Here is a 19,835-nt window from a genome sequence, read left to right as displayed (position 1 = left end):
TGAGTCGGGCGGTACAGGACGGTTCTTTCCCGACTCGGTATTTCGTAGGCTGCACGTTGACAATGAACGTCGTAATGGTGGGAGGCCGGCAATGACCCAGACCGCCCGTGGGAACGTCGAAGAGATCGCCAGCGCGCGGTTCGAGACGTTCCAGTCGATCGACCCGCGCACCGGTGAGGTGGTGGGCGAGCATCCGATCCACGATGCGGAGGCGGTCGAGAACGAGGTCGCGGCGGCACGCGAGGCGCAGTCGGCGTGGGACGAGCTCGGCTTCTCCGGTCGTGGGCAGCATCTCGATCGCTGGCGGAAACTGCTGGTCAAACGCCTGGACGAGCTCGCGGGCGTGGTATGCGCGGAGACCGGCAAGCCGCTCGAGGACGCCAAGCTCGAACTCGTCCTGGTCATCGACCACCTCGCCTGGGCCACCTCCAACGCCGAGAAGGTCCTCAAGCGGCGCAAGGTCTCGCCCGGCGTGCTGATGTCCAACCAGACCGCCACGGTCGAATACATCCCCTACGGCGTCGTCGGTGTCATCGGCCCCTGGAACTACCCGGCCTTCACGCCGATGGGCTCGATCGCCTACGCGCTCGCCGCGGGCAACGCCGTGGTGTTCAAACCCAGCGAACTCACCCCCGGAGTGGGGGAGTGGCTGGTCAAGACCTTCGCCGAGGCCGTGCCGGAACACCCGGTGTTCCGCCTCGTGACCGGCTTCGGGCAGACCGGCGCCGCGCTGTGCCAAGCCGGTGTGAACAAGGTGGCCTTCACCGGATCCACCGCCACCGGCAAGCGCGTGATGGCCTCCTGCGCCGAGAACCTGATCCCGGTGCTGGTCGAGTGCGGAGGCAAGGACGCCTTGATCGTCGACTCCGACGCGGACCTGGCCGCAGCCGCCGACGCCGCCGTGTGGGGCGCGATGTCCAACGCCGGCCAGACCTGCATCGGCGTCGAGCGCGTCTACGTCCACGACGCCGTGGCCGACAGGTTCCTGAAGATGGTCAGCGACCGCGCCGCCAAGCTGCGCCCGGGCGGCGAGCCGGGTGCCGACTTCGGCCCCATCACGATGGCCTCGCAGGTCAACATCATCCGCGACCACATCGACGACGCGATCAAGCGCGGCGGTCGCGCGGTGGTCGGTGGACGCGACTCGGTGCGCCCACCGTTCGTCGAGCCCGTGGTGATCGCCGACGTCCCCGAGGACTCGGCCGCCATCACCGAGGAGACCTTCGGCCCGACCCTGGTCGTGCAGCGCGTGCGCGACGTGGACGAGGCCGTCGCCCACGCCAACGCCACCAAGTACGGCCTCGGCGCCACCGTGTTCTCCCGCGCCCGAGGCGTGGAACTGGCCCGTCGGCTGCGCAGCGGCATGGTCGCGGTCAACTCGGTGATCGCCTTCGCCGGCGTGCCCGCCCTGCCCTTCGGCGGTGTCGGCGACTCGGGCTTCGGCCGGATCCACGGCGCCGACGGCCTGCGCGAGTTCGCCCGCCCGCAGTCGGTGACCCGCACCAAGTTCAAGATCCCGCTCAACCCGATGAGCTTCGCCCGCCCCAAGGGCACCGTGGGCACGGTCGTCAAGCTCATCAAGGTGATGCGCGGCCGCTGATCTGATCCAGTCCACCACGGTCGGTGTTTTGGCTTGCGCCCGTGGTGGCAGGAAGGTTCCCTTGCTCGCATCCCCCGGTGTTCGCCAGGGGGATGCGCGCGGGCGCACGTCCCGGGCAGAGTTGACCGCGCACGGTTGATCGCGTCGAGCCTCGGTGGCTTCGGCGGCGGGAGCGCAAGCGAGGAGGCCAACGGGTGAAGAAGATCATCAACGAGCCGGCGGACGTGGTCGCCGAAGCGTTGCGGGGTGTGGCCGCGGCCCACCCGGAATTGCTTCGGGTGCAGACCGATCCGGCGGTGATCGTCCGCGCTGACGCACCGGTGACCGGCAAGGTCGCGGTCGTCTCCGGTGGTGGGTCCGGCCACGAGCCGCTGCACGGCGGTTTCGTCGGCTCGGGAATGCTCGCCGCGGCCGTTCCGGGCGCGGTGTTCACCTCGCCCACTCCGGACGCGGTGCAGGCGGCCATCACGGCCACCCACGGTGGAGCCGGGGCGCTGCTGGTGGTCAAGAACTACACCGGCGACGTGCTCAACTTCGAGACCGCGGCCGAGCTCGCGGCCGTGGAGGACGTCGACGTGCGCAGCGTGATCGTCGACGACGACGTCGCGGTCAAGGACTCCACGCACACAGCAGGCCGTCGCGGGGTCGGCGGAACCCTGATGGTGGAGAAGATCGTCGGTGCCGCCGCCGAGCGCGGAGCGAGCCTCGACGAGTGCGAGACGCTCGCCCGCAAGGTCGTCTCCCAGGTGCGTTCGATGGGCATGGCGCTGACCGCACCCACCGTTCCGCACGCCGGGCAGCCCAGCTTCGAACTGGCGCCCGACGAGATGGAGATCGGCATCGGCATCCACGGCGAGCCCGGCCGCGCCCGCGTGCCGATGGGCACCGCCGACGAGATCGTGGCGCAGCTGCTCGACCCGATCCTGGAAGACCTGCCCTTCGCCGAAGGCGACGACGTCCTGCTGTTCACCAACTCGATGGGCGGCACCCCGCAGCTGGAGCTCTACCTGGCGCACGGCGTCGCCGAGCGGCTGCTGGCCGAACGCGGCATCACCGTCCGCCGACGCCTCGTGGGGCCGTACGTGACGAGCTTGGAGATGCAGGGCATGAGCTTGACGCTGCTGAAACTGGACGACGAGCTCACCGAGCTCTGGGACGCGCCGGTGCACACCGCCGCGCTGCACTGGTGAGGAGGAGTCCCGGAATGGGTTGCACTGCACAGGACATCATCGCCGCGCTCAGGGCGGGCGCCGCCGTGGTCGCCGAGCACCGCGACGAGCTGATCCAGCTGGACAGGGAGATCGGCGACGCCGACCACGGCGAGAACATGGACCGGGGATTCCGCGCCGTCATCGCGAAGATCGACACCTCGGAGCCCGAAACCCCGGCAGCCGCGCTGAAACTCGCCGCGACGGTGCTCATCTCCACGGTCGGTGGAGCATCCGGTCCCCTCTACGGCACGGCGTTCCTGCGCGCGGCGTCCGCGGTCGGCGACGAGGCGGAACTCGACGCGAGCGCCGTCGCGAAGGCCCTGCAGGCGGGAATGGAAGGTGTCGTCGCGCGCGGGCGCGCCGAGGTCGGCGACAAGACGATGATCGACGCCCTCTCGCCCGCGGTCGACGCGGCCAAGAGCACCGCCGAATCCGGCGCCGACAGCGCCAAGGTGCTGGCCGCGGCCGCCGAAGCCGCGCACCAGGGCGCGCAGGCGACCGAACCGCTCGTGGCCCGCAAGGGCCGCGCGTCGTACCTGGGTGAGCGCAGCGCCGGACACATCGACCCGGGGGCGCGTTCCACCGCGCTGCTGTTGACCGCATTCGCCGAAGCCGCAGGAGCCCGAGCATGAGCGTCGGACTGGTCATCGTTTCGCACAGCTCCGGCCTGGCCGAGGGCGTCGTCGAGCTCGCCGGGCAGATGGCGCCCGAGGTGCGCATCGTCGCGGCAGGTGGCCTGCCCGACGGTGCGATCGGCACCGACTTCGAGAAGGTCTCGGCCGCGCTGTCGGACGCCGACTCCGGTGCGGGTGCGGTGGTGCTGTTCGACCTGGGCAGCGCGCAGATGGTCGCCGATCTCGCGGTGGAAACCCTCGGAGATCCCGACAGCGCTCTGGTCGTCGACGCCCCGCTCGTCGAGGGAGCCGTGGCCGCAGCCGTTTCGGCGCAAGGCGGCAACGACATGAAAACCGTGGCGCGAGCGGCTGAAAGCGCCCGCGGCAGCGCCGAAGCTCCAGCGGCTGAACCCGCCGGTGCTGCACCGGACTCCACCGACCAGGTCACCAGGGAGCTGGAACTGACCAACGACGTCGGTCTGCACGCCCGCCCCGCCGCACTGCTGTCGCGCAGCCTCACCGGCCTGCAGGCAACGGTCAAGGTCGCCTTGGGCGACAAGCAGGCCGACGCGTTCAGCGTCCTCGGCCTCATGGGCCTGGGTGCGCGCAAGGGCGACCGGATCACCCTGCTGGCCAACGGCCCCGACGCCGTCCAGGCCGTCGAGCGCATCATCGACCTCGCCAACCGCGACTTCGACGAATAGCCACCGACCTGCGGAGGGCAACCTTCCTGCCACGCTGGTGACAGGAAGGTTCCCCTCCACGCAGGATCGGACGGTGTCGATGACTGCGTTCCAAGGTCATCGGGGGCTAGGCTGAGTCGATGTCGCCGCGTCGCCACCGAGGCATGCTGCTGCTCTTCGCGTGCTGGGTGCTGCTCGCCGGGTGCACAGCGCAGAACCCCGCTCCGACCGGCGGATCCCAGCCGGCCGACACGAGCGCGCGCACGGTCCTCGGCGACCTCCGCACACTCGACCCGTGCACGCTGACCGATCCCGCCGCCTTGCAGCGGTACGGCGCGGTGTCGGACGCCGGAACGGTGTCGCTGGACTACTGCCTGCTGCACCTCAAGCCCGACGACCACACGCTCATCCAGCTCGCTGTCGGCGAACTGGTCGGCCCCGACGCCCTCGAGCCGGGGGACCCGGTCGTGCAGCACGGGTCGCTGCGCATCTCCCAGAGCGCGCCCGCCCCCGGGCACTGCACCCGTCGCGTTCAGTTCGGTGACGGCGTCTCACTGCAGGTCAGCGCCGACCTGCTCAACGGTGATCCCGCCGCCGGGCTGTGCGGCATCGCCGACACCGGAGCGAAGGCCGCCGCCGACGCGGTTCAGCAGGGGCGCGCAGGGCACCGCGACTACCAGCCGAACTCCTTGGCGCTGCTCGACCCGTGCACCGTGCTGGACACCGCGGCGGTGAACGAGGTCCCCGGTCTGGAGGAGGCACGGCCCCGCCCCGGCATCGCCGGGCACCAGTGCTCTTGGGGAGAGCCCTCGGCGGATGCCCCGCGCGTGCAGTTGCAGCACACCGCGGGTGAACCACCCCGGCTCCTGCACGGTGCCGCAGTGGAGGAGCCGGTGGACGGGCGTCGCACCGTGCTCAGCGTCGTCGGTGGTGATCCGCAGGTTCCCCTGTGCTCGGCGGAGACCGCGCACATCCCCTTCGGAGCCGTGGCCGGTCAGGTCGAGGTCGCCCAACTCGTCGTCGCGCTGCCCGGCATGACGGGTACCGACGCGTGCGACTACGCCCGAGGACTGGCCCGGTTGGCGTGGCCGAGCCTGCCGCCTGCGAATCCGTGAGCACCGAACCCGTTACCGTTGTTCCGTGCCTCGACGCAACCGACAGCAGCGCCAGAAGGGGCTCCGCGCGGACACCAGTCACCGCGGAGCCGGCACCGCCTACGGGGCATCCCGCGTCGAGCCGGGCCCGGACGGCGACTGGATGGTCCGCACCGTTCCCGCTGCTCAGGCCACCAAGGTCTACCGCTGCCCGGGGTGCGACCACGAGATCCAGACCGGCATCGCGCACGTAGTCGCCTGGCCCGAAGCGGAGCTCGGCGGTGTCGACGAGCGCAGGCACTGGCACACCGGCTGCTGGAAGGCACGCGGCCGTCGCGGCCCCACCCGCCGCTGGTCGTAGCGCGCGCCACTGCTGCGCACGTCACCACGAGCAGGCCACCCCTTCGTGGCAGGATCGGGTTCGATGAGCACCGAGATCCGCGCCAACACGATGCTGCCCGCCCGCCGGGAGCAGATCACCCTGCACACCGCTGACGGGCTGGAACTGATCGGGGAGCTGGCGCTGCCCGAGTCGGGTCAGCCGCGGGCGACGTTGATCTGCCTGCACCCGCTGCCCACGCACGGCGGCATGATGGATTCGCACATCTACCGCAAGGCCGCGTTCCGGTTGCCGGCCCTGGCCGACATCGCGGTGCTGCGCTTCAACACCCGGGGCACCGCCAGCGAGGCGGGACGCAGCCAGGGCAGCTTCGACAACGGCGACTCCGAGCGCTTCGACGTCGCCGCGGCGCTCGAATACGCCGAGTTCAACGACCTGCCCGACGTGTGGCTGGTCGGCTGGTCCTTCGGCACCGACCTGACGTTGGTGCACGGACTCGACCCGTTGGTGGAGGGAGCGGTGCTGATCTCCCCGCCGCTGCGCTGGAGCACCGAGGACGACCTGCGCGCGTGGGGTGATTCGGGCAAACCCGTGCACGCCCTGATCCCCGAGTTCGACGACTACCTGCGCCCGCAGGAGGCCCGCGAGCGCTTCGCGCTCATCCCGCAGGCGAAGGTGACCGGCTTCGACGACACCAAGCACCTGTGGGTAGGCACGGCCGAGGCGGCGCTGGACGCCATCGTGGGGACCATCGCCCCCGACGTCGCGACGCCGCTTCCCCGCACCTGGGACGGCCCGTCGGAAACCCGGCAGGTCACCATCGTCAACTCGTGACCCCGGCCGGTGGGTGACAGGAAGGTTCCCACGCTCACATCAGGGGAGCCCTCGAGCGGTACAGCACCTCCGGAACGCCTTCGTGGACGCGTTCCAGCACCCGCTCGAAGCCGAGCTTCTCGGCGACCCGGACCGCCGGAGCGTTGTGCCCCGCGGTGGCGATGACGACGGGATGTTCGGGGCGGTTGCGGTGCGCCCACCGCATAGCGGCGTGCCCCATCTCCGAGGCGTAGCCGTGGCCCCACGCTGCCGGGAGGAAGCGGAAGTACAGGTTGAGGACGTTCTCGCCCTCGTCGACGGTGTGCCGGAGGCCGCCGAACCCCAGCACCGCGCCGGTGCCGGGGGCCAGAACCGTCCAGTAGCCGACGCCGCGGGTGTCCCAGTCGAGTTGGAAGCGCTCCAGCAGCCGCAGCGATTCGTCGCGGTCACGTCGGCCGAATCCGGAGAGCGCGTGCGTCTCCGCGCTGGTGTGCACCTCGACGAAGGCTTCGGTGTCGGCGGGTAGCGGGCGACGCAGCAGCAGTCGCCGGGTTCGGATCTCCGAAGGGTCGGACACCCCACGCACACTATCGGGGGCCGCAGGCGTCCGGCAGCCGAATTTCCAGGTTGGCGTGCGCCGGTGGTGGCAGGAGGGTTCCCATGCTCGCGCCCGGCCTGTTGCGTGCTGCGGGCGGGGCGGGTCCGGCAGGATGGTTCCCGTGCACTACATCGAATCCGGAGCAGGAACGCCTCTCGTGCTGCTGCACGCCTTCCCGGTGGATGCGCGCATGTGGAATCCGCTGCGCAGCCGGTTGGAGGAGCAGGCCCGGGTCATCACGCCCGACCAGCGCGGGTTGGGGGAGAGCTCCCTCGACGGGACCACGGCGCGGGGGATGATCGAACCGGCGGCGGCGCCGCTGACGGTCGATCGCCCCAGCGTCGATGTCGCCGCCGCCGACGTGCTGGAGCTGCTCGACCAGCTGGAGCTGCCGCGCGTGGTGCTGGGGGGTTGTTCGATGGGCGGCTACGTGGCCATGGCGCTGCTGCGGGCGGCACCGCAACGGGTGGCCGGAGTTCTGCTGGTGGACACCAAGGCTCCCGCCGACACCGATGAGCAGCGCACCAACCGGCTCAACGTCGCCTCTCGGGCCGAGCAGGAAGGCACTGGCAGCTGGCTCGCCGAGAACATGGTCCCGAACCTGCTGGGCTCGGCCACGCGCGAGAAGCGCCCGGAGGTTGTGGGGGACCTCCGGGCGCTGATCGAAGCGCAACCCGCCGATGGGGTGGCGTGGGCGCAGCGGGCGATGGCGGCCAGGCCCGACAGCCTCGAGACGCTGCGCGCCTTCGACGGGCCCGCGATGGTCGCCGTCGGTGCCGAGGACACCATCACCCCGCCCGCAGCGGCCCGTGAGATGGCCGATGCGTTGCCACGCGGGGAGCTCGTCGAGCTGGCCGGTTCAGGGCATCTGCCGTCGTTGGAGGCGCCGGACGCCTTGGCCGACGCGGTGAGGCCCTGGTTGGCCGGCATCGACGTGTGAGCCGCTACCCGTCCTCGCCGGTGTTCTCGTCGGTGGTGCGTTTCGCGGTCTCCGGCTCGTGCTCGTCTCGCCGGAAACGCTCCGCGGTTTCGCTGGGCAGCAGGAAGTACCTGCCCGAGTCGCGTTGACCGCGTGCGCGGGCGTTCTCCCTGCCTGGGTCGCTGTCCGCCATTGGATCGGTCCTCTCCTGGTGCGCCGGCTCGTGGCCGACCTCGTCAGAAGAGACACCTCTGCCCGTGAACGATGACGCGGGCGCTGCTGACCAGCGCCGATGCGATCAGCGTTGCTGGTTGGCGTCCACCCGGGCGGCGTTCTGCGGGCGCTGCTCGGACTGCTGCTCGCCGGGCACCGGGAGCTGGATCCGGCGGGTCGGTTCGTCCGCCGAGGCCTGCTTGCGGTGGATCTTGTCCGTCGGCTCGTCGACGGACTGCGAGCTGCCGCGCTCCTGGCCCGGCGTGCGCTTGGGCAACCCCGAGCTGGTGACGGCCGGTTCGGCGGGCCGCGAGTTGTTCGTGTATATCTCGCCGGTTTCGCGACCGTCGCGGGCGATGGCCTCCTCGGCGTCCTTGCGCGCCTGCTCGCGGGCCTCCACCGCGGCCTTGCGCAGCTTCTCCTCCTCGGCGTCCTCGAGGTCGAGGCGCTCCAGCAGTGGCGTGGTCTGGCCGAGCAGCTCCGCGGCGTCCCGCAGCTTCTTGGCGACGGTGTCGCGCAGCTCGGTGAGCGAGTGCACGTGCTCGTCGGCCTGGGCGAGCCGACGCTGCACCTCCTCGGTGGTCGCGCCGAGCCTGCGCTGAGCGTCCGCGCGGGTGGCGGTGACCAGGCGCTTGGCCTCGCGGGTCGCGACGTCGATGCGCCGGGTGGCTTCTTCGGTGCACTCGCGGATCATCCGCTCGGACTTCTCGCTGGCCTCCTGGACCAGCCGTTCCGATTCCTGCTTGGCTTCCTGCAGTCGCCGCTGCGCGGCTTCCTTGCTGGACGCCTCGCGCGCGTTGGCGGTCTCGGTGGATTCGCGTTCGAGCTTCTCGGCGGCCGCGGTGGACTCGCGCTCGAGCTTCTCGGCCTTGGCCGTGGCGTCGCTGACCAGGGTGTTGGCCTGTTCGGTGGCTTCCTGGACGCGGCGATGGGCTTCGTTGGTGCCCTCGCGCAGCCTGCGGTTGGCCTCTTCGGTGGCTTCCCGGACGCGGCGTTCGGCCTCGGACTTGCTGGTGGCCTCCTGCTCGGCGAGGGTCCGCATGGCCTCGGTGCGGCGGGCCGACATCGCGATCTCGAAGTCCTCTTCCACCTGGGTGCGGTGGGCTTCGGACTCCTCGTCGGCGCGCTTGCGGTTCTCCTCGGCTTCGCGGGTGATCCGCTCGGCCTCGGACTTGGCGCCGTCCATGAGCGAGCGGTGCTCGGTTTCCATCTCGGTGCGCCGGTGGTCGACCTCGCTGATCAGCCGCTCGTAGCGGGTGCGCAGGTTGACGGCTTCGGCTTCGGAACGCGAGCGGATCTGCGCGGCGTCGGCCTCCGCGCGGGAGCGGATGTCGGCGGCCTCGTCCTGGGCCAGGCGGAGCATGCGCTGCAGGCGCTCGCTGAGGCCTTCGAGGGTTGTCGGCGGCTTGGCCAGCCGGTCGACCTGGCCGCGCAGGCTCTCGATCTCAGAGCGGGCCGACTCGAGCTGCTTGGACAGATCGGCGGCCTGCGACACCGCGGCATCGCGATCCGAGGTGAGGATGCGGATGTCGGCGTCGAGGCGCTCCAGGTGCTCGTCGACCTGGGCACGGTCGTAGCCGTTCTTACGAGCAAGATCGAATCCCGATCCCAGTGGCAGCAAATCGCGGTCGTCGGCAAGGCCCATGGCAACCAAGCTACCTGGAAGCGGACGTTGTTGCGGGAGGTGCGCCTGGGTCTCGGGAGGATTTTGCTCACCTCGGTGAAGTCCCCCGCGCGGCATCGCGAAAGCCGGTCTTGACCGGCTGGCCAACCAAGGATGAGACTGGAGTGGTCAAGTCGGACATAACGGAGGTGATCGACGTGGCCGAACGGTCGAGCGCTTCGACTTCGAAGCCGTGGATTCGCTGGCAGGACTGGGCCGGCGTGGCCCTGGGTGCCTACCTCATCCTCGGCACGATGTGGACGTCGACGAACGGCGGTGCGATGTCGGCGATGATCGTGCTGGGCGCGCTGCTGCTGATCGCGAGCGTGTGGTCGCTGGCGATGCCGGGTTCGATGACCAGCGAGTACAGCCACATGCTGCTGGGCGTCCTGCTCTTCATCTCCCCGTGGGTCCTCGGCTACGCCGAGATGGTGGGCGCGGCGTGGACCTCGTGGATCGTCGGCGTGCTGGCGGTGGTCGTCGGTGCGGCGGCCTTGCCCGAAGCCAACGCCGCGCACCGCGGTGTGGCGGGGCAGCACTGATCCGGTCGAGCCGCTCGAGAGCCCGCGCGCCGCGAGCCTCCCGGGTGGGATGAGGAGGTCGCGCTCCTCCCGCGATGTGTCCGATTTGCGCGGGCTCGACAGCGGTGATGACCAGGCAGTGCTCGGTTGAGACAATCGCGCGGCCCGGCGGTAACGTCCGGGCCGCGCTCTCAGTGTTGATCCCGCTAGGAGGAGGTCGGGCAGATGTCGAACGAGCTGGGCGAGAAGGCCCGTCGACGCCCGTCCGCTTCGGATTCGGATGACGATCACAGCGCCGGCACCAGTGCCAGGGAGCGCATCCTGACCGCCGCCGGCGATCTGTTCGCCGAGCACGGTTTCACCGCCACCCCGACGTCCCGGATCGCCGAACGCGCCGAGGTGCCCAAAGGGCTCATCCACTACTACTTCCGCCGCAAGCAGGACCTGCTGGCCGCGCTCGTGGAGCGGCTTCCCGAAGAGGAAGTGGAATCCGAAGGCCTGGTCGTGCGCGGCGATGTCGCGGGCAGTCTGCGGCGCCTGGTGGGCGAACTCGACGCCCGCCTCGAATCATCGATGCTGCTCAGCCACCTGCTGTGGCGCGAGGCCGACACCCACGACGCGGTGCGGCAGGCCATGCAGCAGCGGTTCGGAGTGGTCGTCGAGCAGATCCGCCGGGTCATCGAACTGGCCCTGCCGCCCGGCCTGGCGGGCTGTGACGTGGAAGCGGCCGCCGTGCTGCTGGCCCGCGTGATCAACCACCGCCACTCCGTGGCCCGCCACCGCACCGAGGACGACGAGCTCGACCGCGAGATCGGCTTCATCGCCAGAGCGCTCGAACTGGGCGCCGGCTCGCGGGCCGCCGTGAAACCCGCCTGAACGAACCCGGCCTTGTGGCTGCGGTGTTCGCCGCGCTAGAAACTCCCGCAGGCGATCACCGCGGAGGTTGGGGTGGGCATTGGGCGCGTTCGGTTATCCCGTCGACGAGGGCTCCTCGCCACCGGCTTCGGCATCGCGGGAGCAGGTGCCATGACATCGGTCGTCGACGCCTCACCGGACCCGGCGACCTATCCGGTCACCGGGCTCAACGGCGAGGTCGAGCTGATCGAGGACCGCTACGGGGTCCCGCACCTCTACGCCGACAGCGAGGACGACGTCTTCCTCGCGCAGGGCTTCAACGCGGCGAGGGAACGCCTCTTCCAGATCGACCTGTGGCGCCGCCGCGGGCTCGGCCTGCTCTCCGAGGTCCTCGGCCCCGACTACGTCGAGCAGGATCGCGCCACCCGGCTGTTCCTCTACCGAGGCGACATGGACGCCGAGTGGACGCGCTACGCAGACGACGCGCAGCACATCGCCACCCGGTTCGCCCACGGCATCAACGCCTACCTCGATTGGCTCGACGCGCACCCCGAACGCATGCCCGAGGAGTTCGGCATCCTCGGCTACCGGCCGGCCCGCTGGGACCCGGCCGATGTCGTGCGCATCCGCAGCCACGGCCTGACCCGCAACCTGGAGAGCGAGGTCGAGCGAGCGCGGGTCGTGTGCGCCGCGGGCGTGGAGGCCGACCTGATCCGCCAAGGGCTGCAACCCGATCACCGCACCGTCGTCCCGGACGGGTTCGACCCGTGCGCGCTCCCCGCCGACGTGCTCGAGGTCTTCGACCTGGCCACGCAGGACGTCGAGTTCAAGGAGAACTCCATCCGGCGCGTGCCGCGCGACGCGACCACCGAGGGCAGCAACAACTGGGTGGTCAGCGGGGAACGCACCGCCACCGGACGTCCGCTGCTGGCCAACGACCCGCACCGCGCCTACTCGGCTCCCTCGCTGCGCTACATCGCGCACCTGTCCGCGCCCGGCCTGGACGTGATCGGAGCCGGTGAGCCCGCCCTGCCGGGGATTTCCATCGGGCACAACGGCACGGTCGCGTTCGGACTGACGATCTTCCCGATGGATCAGGAAGATCTCTACGTCTACCAACTCGACCCGGCCGACCCCAGGCGGTACCGCTACGGCACCGGCTGGGAGGAGATGACGGTGCTGCGCGAAGAGGTCGCGGTGCGCGGCGAGGCCGGGCGCGAGGTGGAGCTGAGCTTCACCCGGCACGGCCCGGTCATCCACGTCGACCGGAAGCGCAACCTCGCCTACGCGGTGCGCACCGCCTGGTTGGAACCCGGGATGTCGCCCTACTTCGGCAGCATCGCCTACATGCGCGCCGAGAACTTCACCGAGTTCACCAAGGCCATGCGCAACTGGGGCGCCCCGACCGAGAACCAGGTCTACGCCGATGTGGAGGGCAACATCGGGTGGGTTCCCGGTGGTCTGGCGCCCAAGCGGGTCGGCTACGACGGGTTGCTCCCCGTGCCCGGTGACGGCCGGTACGAGTGGGACGGTTTCCACTCGGGGGACGATCTGCCGCGGGTGCTGAACCCTGACGAGGGGTTCATCGCCACGGCGAACCAGTTCAACCTCCCGCCCGAGCACCAGCAGATGGGGCTCGGCTACGAGTGGACCAACCCGTTCCGGTACCAGCGGATCGTGGAAGTCCTCTCCCGGCAGCGCAGGCACACCATCCGGGACTCGGAGCTGCTGCAGACCGACCAGCTGTCGATCCCCGCTCGGCGGATCCAGCCGCTGCTGTCCCGATTGGACAGCGGTGATGCCGATCTGCGGCGCGCGTTGCGGATGTTGCGGGACTGGGACGCCGTGCTGGGAGCGGATTCCAACGCCGCCGCGCTGTTCGAGGTGTGGCTGTCCAAGCACCTCGGGCCCGGATTCGCGCGTGCCGCGGTGCCGGAGGCGGCCGAGCACATCGACACCGTCGACAACCTGGTCATGCTCACCGAGCTGGAGAACCCGGGCCGCTGGCTGCCGGACGCAGCGGCCCGCGATCGGCTGCTGCTGGACACCCTGCGCACGGCCTACGCCCAGGTGCAACAGCTGCTGGGCCGAGGGGAATCGAAGTGGCGCTGGGGGCGGTTGCACCACAGCCTCTTCAAGCATCCGGCCTCCGACGCGCTCGACCCCGTCCAGCGCGCGCGTTTCGACGTCGGTCCGTTCCCGCGCGGTGGTTCGTCGGCGACGGTGAACCAGTCGTCCTACCGCGTCAGCGACTTCCGCCAGACCAACGGCCCGTCGTTCCGGATGGTGCTCGACGTCGGCAACTGGGACTACTCGGTCGCGGTGAACACGCCGGGCCAGTCCGGGAACCCGTCGGACCCGCACTACCGAGACCTCGCCGAGAGCTGGCGGGACGGGACCTACTTCCCCTTGGCCTACAGCCGCGAGGCCGTCGAGGAGATCGCCGAACGCCGAATCCTGCTGGTGCCGGCCTGAACCTCCCCGTGGCCGGGAGTGGGCGAAAGGTTCCCTGGTGCTCAACGGTCGTCGAGGTGACCAGCGGGTCCACATCGGACCCGCCGCATCGTCTCGTCAGTGGCCGTGAGGTGCCGGCTCGACGAGCTCGACCAGGACGCCGCCGGCGTCCTTGGGGTGCACGAAGTTGATGCGGCTGTCCGCGGTGCCGCGGCGGGGCTGGTCGTAGAGCAGGCGCAGTCCCTTGGCGCGCAGCGCCTCCATCGCGGCCTCGACATCGGTGACCCGGTAGGCGAGTTGCTGCAGGCCCGGGCCGTTCTTGTCGAGGAACTTGGCGATGGTGGAGTCCTCGCGCAGCGGTGCGAGCAGCTGGATCTGGGTGGCCCCGGTGGTGTCGCCGGGCGCGCGCAGCATCGCTTCGCGGACGCCCTGCTCCGCGTTCTCCTCGGAGTGGGCGACTTCCAGGCCGAAGGTGTCGCGCTGGAAGGCGATGGCCTCGTCGAGGTCGGGGACCGCGATGCCCACGTGATCGATTGCCGTGACCAGGTCGTTCAGTTCCGCTCGCATGGTCGCAGCGTAGTCGTCGCGGAAACCATGGGAAAAGCGGCGAAATCGGCGGCCCGAATTGCCCCAACAGGCGGAGTCGGGTGATCTGTCCCAGAGGCGAGCATGTGGCGAATTCACATGGAAGGGGCAGATATGGTCAAGACGCAACGAATTCGCAGACTCGCCGTCGTCCTGGTCGTGTTCGGGGTCGCCGCCGGCACGGCCGCACCCGTCGCGCTCGCCGCAGGCGGCGACGGGACCATCAGCGGCGGTGGCGGTCCCAACCCCAACGCCGAGCGGATGAGCAAGGATCGCGGTTGGGTGGTTCCCTTCGCCCCGCTGCACTTCGGTGCCGCACCCTACGAGGCCGTCGAGACCGCGGCCACCACCGCGGCCGGAGAAGCCGACTGCAGCATCAGCGCCACCGAGGCCACCTACCTGACGTTGTCCACGACCTGGCCCGAGGTGTCCCCGTCCGGAGCATCGCCGTCGCCGATGACGCTGTCCCGCTACGACGACCAGACCTCGCTCGCCGACCCCGAGCAGCGCGCCGAAGGCCTGTTCTTCAACCCCGGCGTCGGCATCTGGCAGCTCGACTCGGCGGGCCTCGGTGCGAAGGAGACGGCCGCCACCGCCATCGACAGCTCCACCGCCGCCGCGACGATGGCTCCCCACATGGTCGACGCGTACTGCTCGGCCATCAACGGCGGTTCCAGCAAAGCCCAGGCCCGCGCGACCGCGTGGACCCCTTGGCACGCGTGCGACTCCGGTGCCTGCGAGGACGTCTACCAGCGGCTCGAGGCCGACGGAGTCACCAAGGACGCCGACGTCGACCGCTACGGCGGCGCGGAGAAGCGCACGTGCACCTTCGAAGGCGCCGAGTACGACTGCCTGTACGTCGACCCGAGCGCGGCGCAGGGCGAGGACGCCTGGACCGCCCCCGACTACGGTCCCGCGCCGGTTCCCGCCCCCTTCTACGCCTTCACCTACGAAGAAGGCGGCGTCGACTACGAGGTCCGGTACTGGATGAAGGGCGACTCCGGTGCCTCCACCGACGTCTCCGCGTCCCGGGAACTGGGCGTGGACGCGCGCAGCAAGTTGTCGTGGGCCGAGGAATCGACCCTCTGCGACACCACGACCGGCACCGGCAACTGCTGAAGCCGATCGACGCCGGGCCGGTGTGAGCAAGGGAACCTCCCTGCCGCCCCGGCCCGGTCGAAACCGCAGGACGGGAACCTTTCGCTCACCGATCCGCGCTGGTTATGGCAGTCGTCACAGCCGGTGCTCCCGGTCTTCGCGGGTATGGTCCCGATGGCCTTCGCGGGTGATGATGGGTTGCGAGGCCGATGACGTGGTGTCGACGATGACCGGGAGGCAGTCGTGGGTAGTTCTGTGATCGTTGCGGGCGCGCGAACCCCGATGGGGCGGTTGCTCGGTTCGCTCAAGGACTTCTCCGGTGCGCAGCTCGGGGGAGTCGCCATCAAGGCCGCGCTGGAGCGCGCCGGTGTCGCACCCGACCAGGTGCAGTACACGATCATGGGTCAGGTGCTGACCGCCGGAGCCGGGCAGATCCCGGCTCGTCAGGCCGCTGTCGCCGCCGGCATTCCGATGGACGTTCCGGCGCTGACCATCAACAAGGTCTGCCTGTCCGGGCTCGACGCGATCGCGCTGGCCGATCAGCTCGTCAGGGCCGGTGAGTTCGACATCGTCGTGGCCGGTGGCCAGGAGTCGATGACCCAGGCGCCGCACCTGCTCACGGGGTCGCGCGAGGGCTTCAAGTACGGCGACGTCAACATGCTCGACCACATGGCCCACGACGGGCTGTTCTGCGCGTTCGACCAGGTCGCGATGGGTGTCTCGACGGAGAAGTTCAACTCCCGCTACGGCATCACCCGCGAGGAGCAGGACGCGTTCGCCGCTCGTTCCCACCAGCGCGCCGCCGCGGCGATCTCGTCCGGCGCGTTCGCCGAGGAGATCGCGCCGGTGGAGATCCCGCAGCGCAAGGGCGACCCGGTGGTGTTCGACACCGACGAGGGCGTGCGGGGCAACACCACCACCGAGACGCTGGGCAAGCTGCGCCCGGCCTTCTCCGCCGACGGGACCATCACCGCGGGCTCGGCCTCGCAGATCTCCGACGGCGCCGCAGCGGTCGTGGTGATGAGCAAGGCCAAGGCCGAGGAGCTGGGCCTGGACTACCTGGCCGAGATCGGCGCGCACGGCGTGGTCGCCGGGCCGGACGCGAGCTTGCACGAGCAGCCCTCGAACGCGATCACCAAGGCGTGCGAGAAGGCCGGCGTCGACGCAGCCGGGCTCGACCTGGTGGAGATCAACGAGGCCTTCGCGGCGGTCGGCATCGTCTCCACCCGCCAGATGGGCATCGACGAGGAGAAGGTCAACGTCAACGGCGGTGCCATCGCGCTCGGCCACCCGATCGGCATGTCCGGTGCCCGTCTCGCGCTGCACCTCGCGCTCGAGCTCGAGCGCCGCGGTGGCGGCACGGGTGCGGCGGCGCTGTGCGGCGGTGGCGGGCAGGGCGACGCCCTGCTGCTCACGGTCCCCTCGGCCTGATCAGGGCATCCCTGGGAAATCCCCGAGGGGCACCCGGGGATTTGCCCACCTACATGATCATCTGTCTGGTTCGTGGCTACCCTGGGACGCATGAAGTGGCTTCCAGGGGGATGGCAACGAGCTGACTGGAGCGAGCCGACGCGCACGATCCCGCGCGGCACCGCTCGATACACCTCGGGTCGGCAGGCGGCGGAGCCCCATCCGCCGCCTGCCGCCGCGCCCGCGCCCACGATGCTGGGCGCCGACGCCCACGACATCGACGTCAGCTCCGCGAGCTTCCGCTCGCTGCTGATCGGTGGCGGGATCAGCGGCCTGGGCACCGTGCTGATCGCGGCGACGCTGGTCAACAACGGCAGCACCGCGGGCATGTGGTTCTGGCAGCTGGTCTTCGGCGTGGCATTCCTGTGGTTCGTGATGGGTTCACGCGGGATGCTGCGCGGCCGCGGATTCCTGATCGACCGCAGCGGCTTCTACGCGCGCACCATGGGCGAGGTCGTCGGAGTCGATTGGCGCGAGATCAAGGCGGTCGGCATCGGCGCCCTGCCGTGGATCGAGAACAAGCGGCCGGTGAACCCGGAACGCCGCCGGGCGCTGGAGATCTACCCGGCCGACGCGGGCTTCATGGACCGGCACCCCGAGCTGGACCGCTGGCTGGTGGAAGAACCGCCGACCGTCCAGGGCCTGCCGCCGGACCGCTACCGGTTCCACCTGCCGCCGTTCAGCCGCCTGCCGAAGGACCTGGAGGCTGCGGTCAAGGACATCGCGCCGCAGAAGTGGGTGGGCCAGTACCGGCGTCACCTGCCGCGCCCGCCGCAGGGCTGATCGGCTTCGAGCCCCAGGCTGTCGATCGGGTCACCGGCTGCCAGCTGCGGATCGTCGACCGCGAACGTCCGGGCCACGCCCCGGCCGGTCGCGGCCGTTTCGAAGCGAACGGTGACCCGGCCGTGCCCGGCGCCCTGAACCCAACCGTGCCCGTGCTCGCCGTGCAGGACGTCGTCGCCCGCCCGCCACTGCCGTGACGACGGCTGCGCGGCTTCGGCCGGTTCGGGTGCTTCCGGCTCGGTTTCCGGGTTCTCCTCCGGATCGGAGGGATGGTCGAACAGCGACTCCTGCTCGGAGCTGGCCAGTCCCGAGTAGGACACGCCGACCAGGCGCACCGGGGTTCCCGGCGGCACGGCGATCGGCAGGAGTCGGCGGGCCGCGGCCGCCAGGGTGTTCAGCTCGCTGGTGGCCGAGGAGAACGTCTCGGCTCGGCTGATCGTGGTGAAGTCCGAGTCGCGGACCTTGAGCGTCACGGTCCGCGCGGCGCGGCCCGAGGACACCAGCCGCCGGTGGGCGTTCTCGGCCTGGCCCACCACCTCGGTCAGCAGTGTCGCGCGGTCGGTGATGTCGTGGTCGAAGGTCGTCTCGGCGCTCACCTGCTTGGCCTCCGCGCGCTCGGCGACGGGGTGGTCGTCGATGCCCTGCGCGAGCCGGTGCAGCTCGGCGCCGATCGCCTGGCCGAGCAGGGACGTCACGTCCTGCGGGTGCAGGGCGGCGAGCTCGCCGATCGTGTTGACCCCGATGCGGTGCAGCTTGGACTCGGTGACCGGCCCGATCCCCCACATCTTGCGCACCGGGAGCGCCCACAGCAGTTCCAGCTGCTCCTCGGGCGGCACGACCAGCATCCCGTCCGGTTTCGCCAGCCCCGACGCGATCTTCGCGAGCTGCTTGCCCGGTCCTGCGCCGATGGAGGCCACCACCCCGACTTCCCGCAGCACCCGGGATCGCAGCGCGCCGGCGAACTCCTCGACGCGGTGCGCGGAAGCACCGGCGAGTTCGGTGGGTTCCATGAACGCCTCGTCGACCGACACCTGCTGCACGACGTCGGAGACCTCGCGCACGATGCCCAGCACGTGCTTGCTCACCGCTTGGTAGACGCGGAAGCGCGGCGGCAGGACCACGGCCACCGGGCAGCGGCGGCGGGCCTCGGCCATCGGCATCGCCGACTTCGCCCCGTACTCGCGGGCCTCGTAGCTGGCTCCGGCGACGGTGCCGCGCGGCCCGAGCCCGCCGACCAGCACCGGGCGTCCCCGCACGGTGGGGCGGGTGAGCTGCTCCACGGACGCGAAGAACGCGTCCATGTCCATGTGCAGCACCCACCTCATGGGACTCATTGAACTCGAACGGGCCGACAACGGCGCGGAAGGCGCGGTTGTGAGCGCCGTCTCCGTTGCGGTTCGTCCGGTGGGTGAGGTGAAGGTCGTCCTGCGGTCACCTCGCCCCGGCGCGGACCGGTGCTGGGGAACCTTCCTGTCACTCCCGGGCGGAGTTCAGCGCAGGCGGGACCAGGCGTAGGTGGTCATGGCGTCGCGGAGGTAGGAGGCCATGCCCTTGGGCTTGCGCCGTTCGATGCGGTGCCGGAACTTCGGCTGGTTGACGTACATCTCGGCCAGCCGCAGGTAGGAGGCGCGGTCGGGCGTCCAGAAGTGGCCTAGCCACTGGTAGTGCTCGTGCACGATCTGCTGCGTCCGGGGGTCGTTGCTGGGCACGCCGGTGGCGAACAGCTCGGCGACGGTGGAGCTGATGCGCTGCCAGTCCTCGCCGATCTTGCGGGCCACGGCTTGCTTCTGCGCGGGGCTGCGGTTCCCGGCTCCTGAGGGGGTGAGGTTTCCGATCAGCGCGGTGCCGTCCTCGACGGCCTCGGTCTGTTCGAGAGCTGCGCTCCCGGACAGGTTGTTCGGCTGCACGGCATCCCCCTTGTTTCGATCACGCGCGCACAGCGCCTTCTGCCACGACCAACGGGCAGTGATGCATCAAGACTCTTTCGAGCGAAATGCGTCAACTGCCCGTGGCACAGTAGCGGAGACGACTGGCTGCGGTGCGTGATCTACCGGATCCGCGACAACTCTGTGATTGCGCTGCGGATTCTCCCGGGGGGAGGGGCGTCACTCCGGCCGGTCTTCGTCCGGTTCTTCCTTCGGGGCGGTGTCGCGGGGCGCGAGGAACACCACGCCCCGGTCCAGATCCAGCGGACCTCCCGGGTCGTGATCGCGGGACACGCCGTCCTGGTCGCCCTCGTGCTTGAGCTTGCGACCGGGGAACATCTCACCGATTGCGGCCATGACCCCACCGTAACCGCGACCTGCGGTGATGCACAGCGC

The 19,835-nt window shown here is 70.3% G+C and carries 21 protein-coding genes; 14 read left to right on the top strand and 7 right to left on the bottom strand.

Annotation, left to right across the window (positions count from 1 at the left end; genetic code table 11):
- Positions 1–91 precede the first annotated feature (91 nt).
- The 7 genes from E1202_RS00360 (at position 92) to E1202_RS00330 (ending at position 6,376) form a co-directional block, all read left to right on the top strand.
- Positions 92–1,600, top strand: coding sequence for an aldehyde dehydrogenase family protein (locus E1202_RS00360; protein ID WP_132680247.1), 1,509 nt, complete (start codon positions 92–94; stop codon positions 1,598–1,600).
- A gap of 194 nt (positions 1,601–1,794) precedes the next feature.
- The gene (gene dhaK, locus E1202_RS00355) at positions 1,795–2,790 is read left to right on the top strand and encodes a dihydroxyacetone kinase subunit DhaK (protein WP_132680246.1); all 996 of its coding nucleotides are present in this window, start codon (positions 1,795–1,797) and stop codon (positions 2,788–2,790) included.
- Between the two features lie 14 nt (positions 2,791–2,804).
- Entirely contained in the window at positions 2,805–3,443 is a 639-nt protein-coding gene (dhaL, locus tag E1202_RS00350; RefSeq protein ID WP_132680245.1) for a dihydroxyacetone kinase subunit DhaL, read from the top strand.
- Positions 3,440–4,129 (top strand): dihydroxyacetone kinase phosphoryl donor subunit DhaM, encoded by a 690-nt coding sequence (gene dhaM, locus E1202_RS00345; protein WP_132680244.1) that lies wholly within the window; start codon positions 3,440–3,442, stop codon positions 4,127–4,129. The genes dhaL and dhaM overlap by 4 nt, the downstream gene beginning before the upstream one ends.
- A 119-nt stretch (positions 4,130–4,248) precedes the next feature.
- A complete protein-coding gene (locus tag E1202_RS00340; RefSeq protein WP_132680243.1) occupies positions 4,249–5,223 on the top strand; it encodes a DUF3558 family protein in 975 nt (324 codons plus the stop codon).
- 25 nt (positions 5,224–5,248) lie between these two features.
- Positions 5,249–5,563: a hypothetical protein gene (locus tag E1202_RS31660; RefSeq protein WP_207918407.1), complete on the top strand. Its 315-nt coding sequence runs from the start codon at positions 5,249–5,251 to the stop codon at positions 5,561–5,563.
- Between the two features lie 63 nt (positions 5,564–5,626).
- Entirely contained in the window at positions 5,627–6,376 is a 750-nt protein-coding gene (locus E1202_RS00330) for an alpha/beta hydrolase (protein ID WP_132680242.1), read from the top strand.
- Positions 6,377–6,410: 34 nt separating this feature from the next.
- Here E1202_RS00330 and E1202_RS00325 read toward each other — a convergent pair whose 3' ends face one another.
- Positions 6,411–6,932: a GNAT family N-acetyltransferase gene (locus E1202_RS00325; RefSeq protein WP_132680241.1), complete on the bottom strand. Its 522-nt coding sequence runs from the start codon at positions 6,930–6,932 to the stop codon at positions 6,411–6,413.
- A gap of 142 nt (positions 6,933–7,074) precedes the next feature.
- On the opposite strand from E1202_RS00325, the gene E1202_RS00320 reads away from it, so the two are divergent.
- Positions 7,075–7,893: an alpha/beta fold hydrolase gene (locus E1202_RS00320; protein WP_132680240.1), complete on the top strand. Its 819-nt coding sequence runs from the start codon at positions 7,075–7,077 to the stop codon at positions 7,891–7,893.
- Between the two features lie 4 nt (positions 7,894–7,897).
- Here E1202_RS00320 and E1202_RS31180 read toward each other — a convergent pair whose 3' ends face one another.
- Positions 7,898–8,065 carry a hypothetical protein gene (locus tag E1202_RS31180; protein WP_165943691.1) on the bottom strand — a complete coding sequence of 56 codons (168 nt, stop codon included), beginning with the start codon at positions 8,063–8,065 and terminating at the stop codon, positions 7,898–7,900.
- A gap of 105 nt (positions 8,066–8,170) precedes the next feature.
- Positions 8,171–9,730 (bottom strand): coiled-coil domain-containing protein, encoded by a 1,560-nt coding sequence (locus E1202_RS00315; RefSeq protein ID WP_132680239.1) that lies wholly within the window; start codon positions 9,728–9,730, stop codon positions 8,171–8,173.
- A 176-nt stretch (positions 9,731–9,906) separates the two neighbouring features.
- Between E1202_RS00315 and E1202_RS00310 the strand changes: the two genes are divergently transcribed.
- The 3 genes from E1202_RS00310 (at position 9,907) to E1202_RS00300 (ending at position 13,599) form a co-directional block, all read left to right on the top strand.
- Positions 9,907–10,290 carry an SPW repeat domain-containing protein gene (locus E1202_RS00310; protein ID WP_408006062.1) on the top strand — a complete coding sequence of 128 codons (384 nt, stop codon included), beginning with the start codon at positions 9,907–9,909 and terminating at the stop codon, positions 10,288–10,290.
- Positions 10,291–10,494: 204 nt separating this feature from the next.
- Positions 10,495–11,145 carry a TetR/AcrR family transcriptional regulator gene (locus E1202_RS00305; protein ID WP_132680238.1) on the top strand — a complete coding sequence of 217 codons (651 nt, stop codon included), beginning with the start codon at positions 10,495–10,497 and terminating at the stop codon, positions 11,143–11,145.
- 150 nt (positions 11,146–11,295) lie between these two features.
- Positions 11,296–13,599 carry a penicillin acylase family protein gene (locus tag E1202_RS00300; protein ID WP_132680237.1) on the top strand — a complete coding sequence of 768 codons (2,304 nt, stop codon included), beginning with the start codon at positions 11,296–11,298 and terminating at the stop codon, positions 13,597–13,599.
- A 96-nt stretch (positions 13,600–13,695) separates the two neighbouring features.
- Here E1202_RS00300 and mce read toward each other — a convergent pair whose 3' ends face one another.
- Positions 13,696–14,145, bottom strand: a complete 450-nt coding sequence (mce, locus tag E1202_RS00295; RefSeq protein ID WP_132680236.1) for a methylmalonyl-CoA epimerase — start codon at positions 14,143–14,145, stop codon at positions 13,696–13,698.
- A 117-nt stretch (positions 14,146–14,262) separates the two neighbouring features.
- Here mce and E1202_RS00290 point away from each other — a divergent pair, with 117 nt between their 5' ends.
- From E1202_RS00290 to E1202_RS00280, 3 genes are all read left to right on the top strand, one after another.
- On the top strand, positions 14,263–15,282 hold the full coding sequence (locus E1202_RS00290; RefSeq protein WP_235877478.1) for a hypothetical protein: 1,020 nt from the start codon (positions 14,263–14,265) through the stop codon (positions 15,280–15,282).
- 222 nt (positions 15,283–15,504) lie between these two features.
- Positions 15,505–16,692, top strand: a complete 1,188-nt coding sequence (locus E1202_RS00285) for an acetyl-CoA C-acetyltransferase (protein WP_132680234.1) — start codon at positions 15,505–15,507, stop codon at positions 16,690–16,692.
- A 90-nt stretch (positions 16,693–16,782) separates the two neighbouring features.
- The gene (locus E1202_RS00280; protein WP_132680233.1) at positions 16,783–17,514 is read left to right on the top strand and encodes a hypothetical protein; all 732 of its coding nucleotides are present in this window, start codon (positions 16,783–16,785) and stop codon (positions 17,512–17,514) included.
- Here the strand turns inward: E1202_RS00280 and E1202_RS00275 are convergent.
- The 3 genes from E1202_RS00275 to E1202_RS31175 form a co-directional block, all read right to left on the bottom strand.
- Complete coding sequence (locus tag E1202_RS00275) at positions 17,487–18,839, bottom strand: DNA polymerase IV (protein ID WP_132680232.1); 1,353 nt, start codon at positions 18,837–18,839, stop codon at positions 17,487–17,489. The two genes, E1202_RS00280 and E1202_RS00275, sit on opposite strands and share 28 nt — an antisense overlap.
- Positions 18,840–19,004: 165 nt before the next feature.
- On the bottom strand, positions 19,005–19,421 hold the full coding sequence (locus E1202_RS00270) for a TipAS antibiotic-recognition domain-containing protein (protein ID WP_132680231.1): 417 nt from the start codon (positions 19,419–19,421) through the stop codon (positions 19,005–19,007).
- A 198-nt stretch (positions 19,422–19,619) separates the two neighbouring features.
- Positions 19,620–19,796, bottom strand: a complete 177-nt coding sequence (locus E1202_RS31175) for a hypothetical protein (RefSeq protein WP_165943689.1) — start codon at positions 19,794–19,796, stop codon at positions 19,620–19,622.
- Positions 19,797–19,835: the final 39 nt, after the last annotated feature.

The organism is Saccharopolyspora karakumensis (assembly GCF_004349225.1).
GTDB lineage: Bacteria > Actinomycetota > Actinomycetes > Mycobacteriales > Pseudonocardiaceae > Saccharopolyspora > Saccharopolyspora endophytica.
Note: the sequence above shows the minus strand (reverse complement) of the source record. Positions and strands in the feature narration are given on the sequence as shown.

What these genes read in the sequence shown, in the direction of transcription:
- E1202_RS31180 (WP_165943691.1), bottom strand. Translation starts at nt 8,065, where the DNA reads ATGGCGGACAGCGACCCAGGCAGGGAGAACGCCCGCGCACGCGGTCAA.
- E1202_RS00360 (WP_132680247.1), top strand. Translation starts at nt 92, where the DNA reads ATGACCCAGACCGCCCGTGGGAACGTCGAAGAGATCGCCAGCGCGCGG.
- E1202_RS00280 (WP_132680233.1), top strand. Translation starts at nt 16,783, where the DNA reads ATGAAGTGGCTTCCAGGGGGATGGCAACGAGCTGACTGGAGCGAGCCG.
- dhaM (WP_132680244.1), top strand. Translation starts at nt 3,440, where the DNA reads ATGAGCGTCGGACTGGTCATCGTTTCGCACAGCTCCGGCCTGGCCGAG.
- E1202_RS00305 (WP_132680238.1), top strand. Translation starts at nt 10,495, where the DNA reads ATGTCGAACGAGCTGGGCGAGAAGGCCCGTCGACGCCCGTCCGCTTCG.
- E1202_RS00315 (WP_132680239.1), bottom strand. Translation starts at nt 9,730, where the DNA reads ATGGGCCTTGCCGACGACCGCGATTTGCTGCCACTGGGATCGGGATTC.
- E1202_RS00300 (WP_132680237.1), top strand. Translation starts at nt 11,296, where the DNA reads ATGACATCGGTCGTCGACGCCTCACCGGACCCGGCGACCTATCCGGTC.
- E1202_RS31175 (WP_165943689.1), bottom strand. Translation starts at nt 19,796, where the DNA reads ATGGCCGCAATCGGTGAGATGTTCCCCGGTCGCAAGCTCAAGCACGAG.
- E1202_RS00340 (WP_132680243.1), top strand. Translation starts at nt 4,249, where the DNA reads ATGTCGCCGCGTCGCCACCGAGGCATGCTGCTGCTCTTCGCGTGCTGG.
- dhaL (WP_132680245.1), top strand. Translation starts at nt 2,805, where the DNA reads ATGGGTTGCACTGCACAGGACATCATCGCCGCGCTCAGGGCGGGCGCC.
- E1202_RS00290 (WP_235877478.1), top strand. Translation starts at nt 14,263, where the DNA reads ATGGAAGGGGCAGATATGGTCAAGACGCAACGAATTCGCAGACTCGCC.
- mce (WP_132680236.1), bottom strand. Translation starts at nt 14,145, where the DNA reads ATGCGAGCGGAACTGAACGACCTGGTCACGGCAATCGATCACGTGGGC.
- E1202_RS00330 (WP_132680242.1), top strand. Translation starts at nt 5,627, where the DNA reads ATGAGCACCGAGATCCGCGCCAACACGATGCTGCCCGCCCGCCGGGAG.
- E1202_RS00275 (WP_132680232.1), bottom strand. Translation starts at nt 18,839, where the DNA reads ATGAGGTGGGTGCTGCACATGGACATGGACGCGTTCTTCGCGTCCGTG.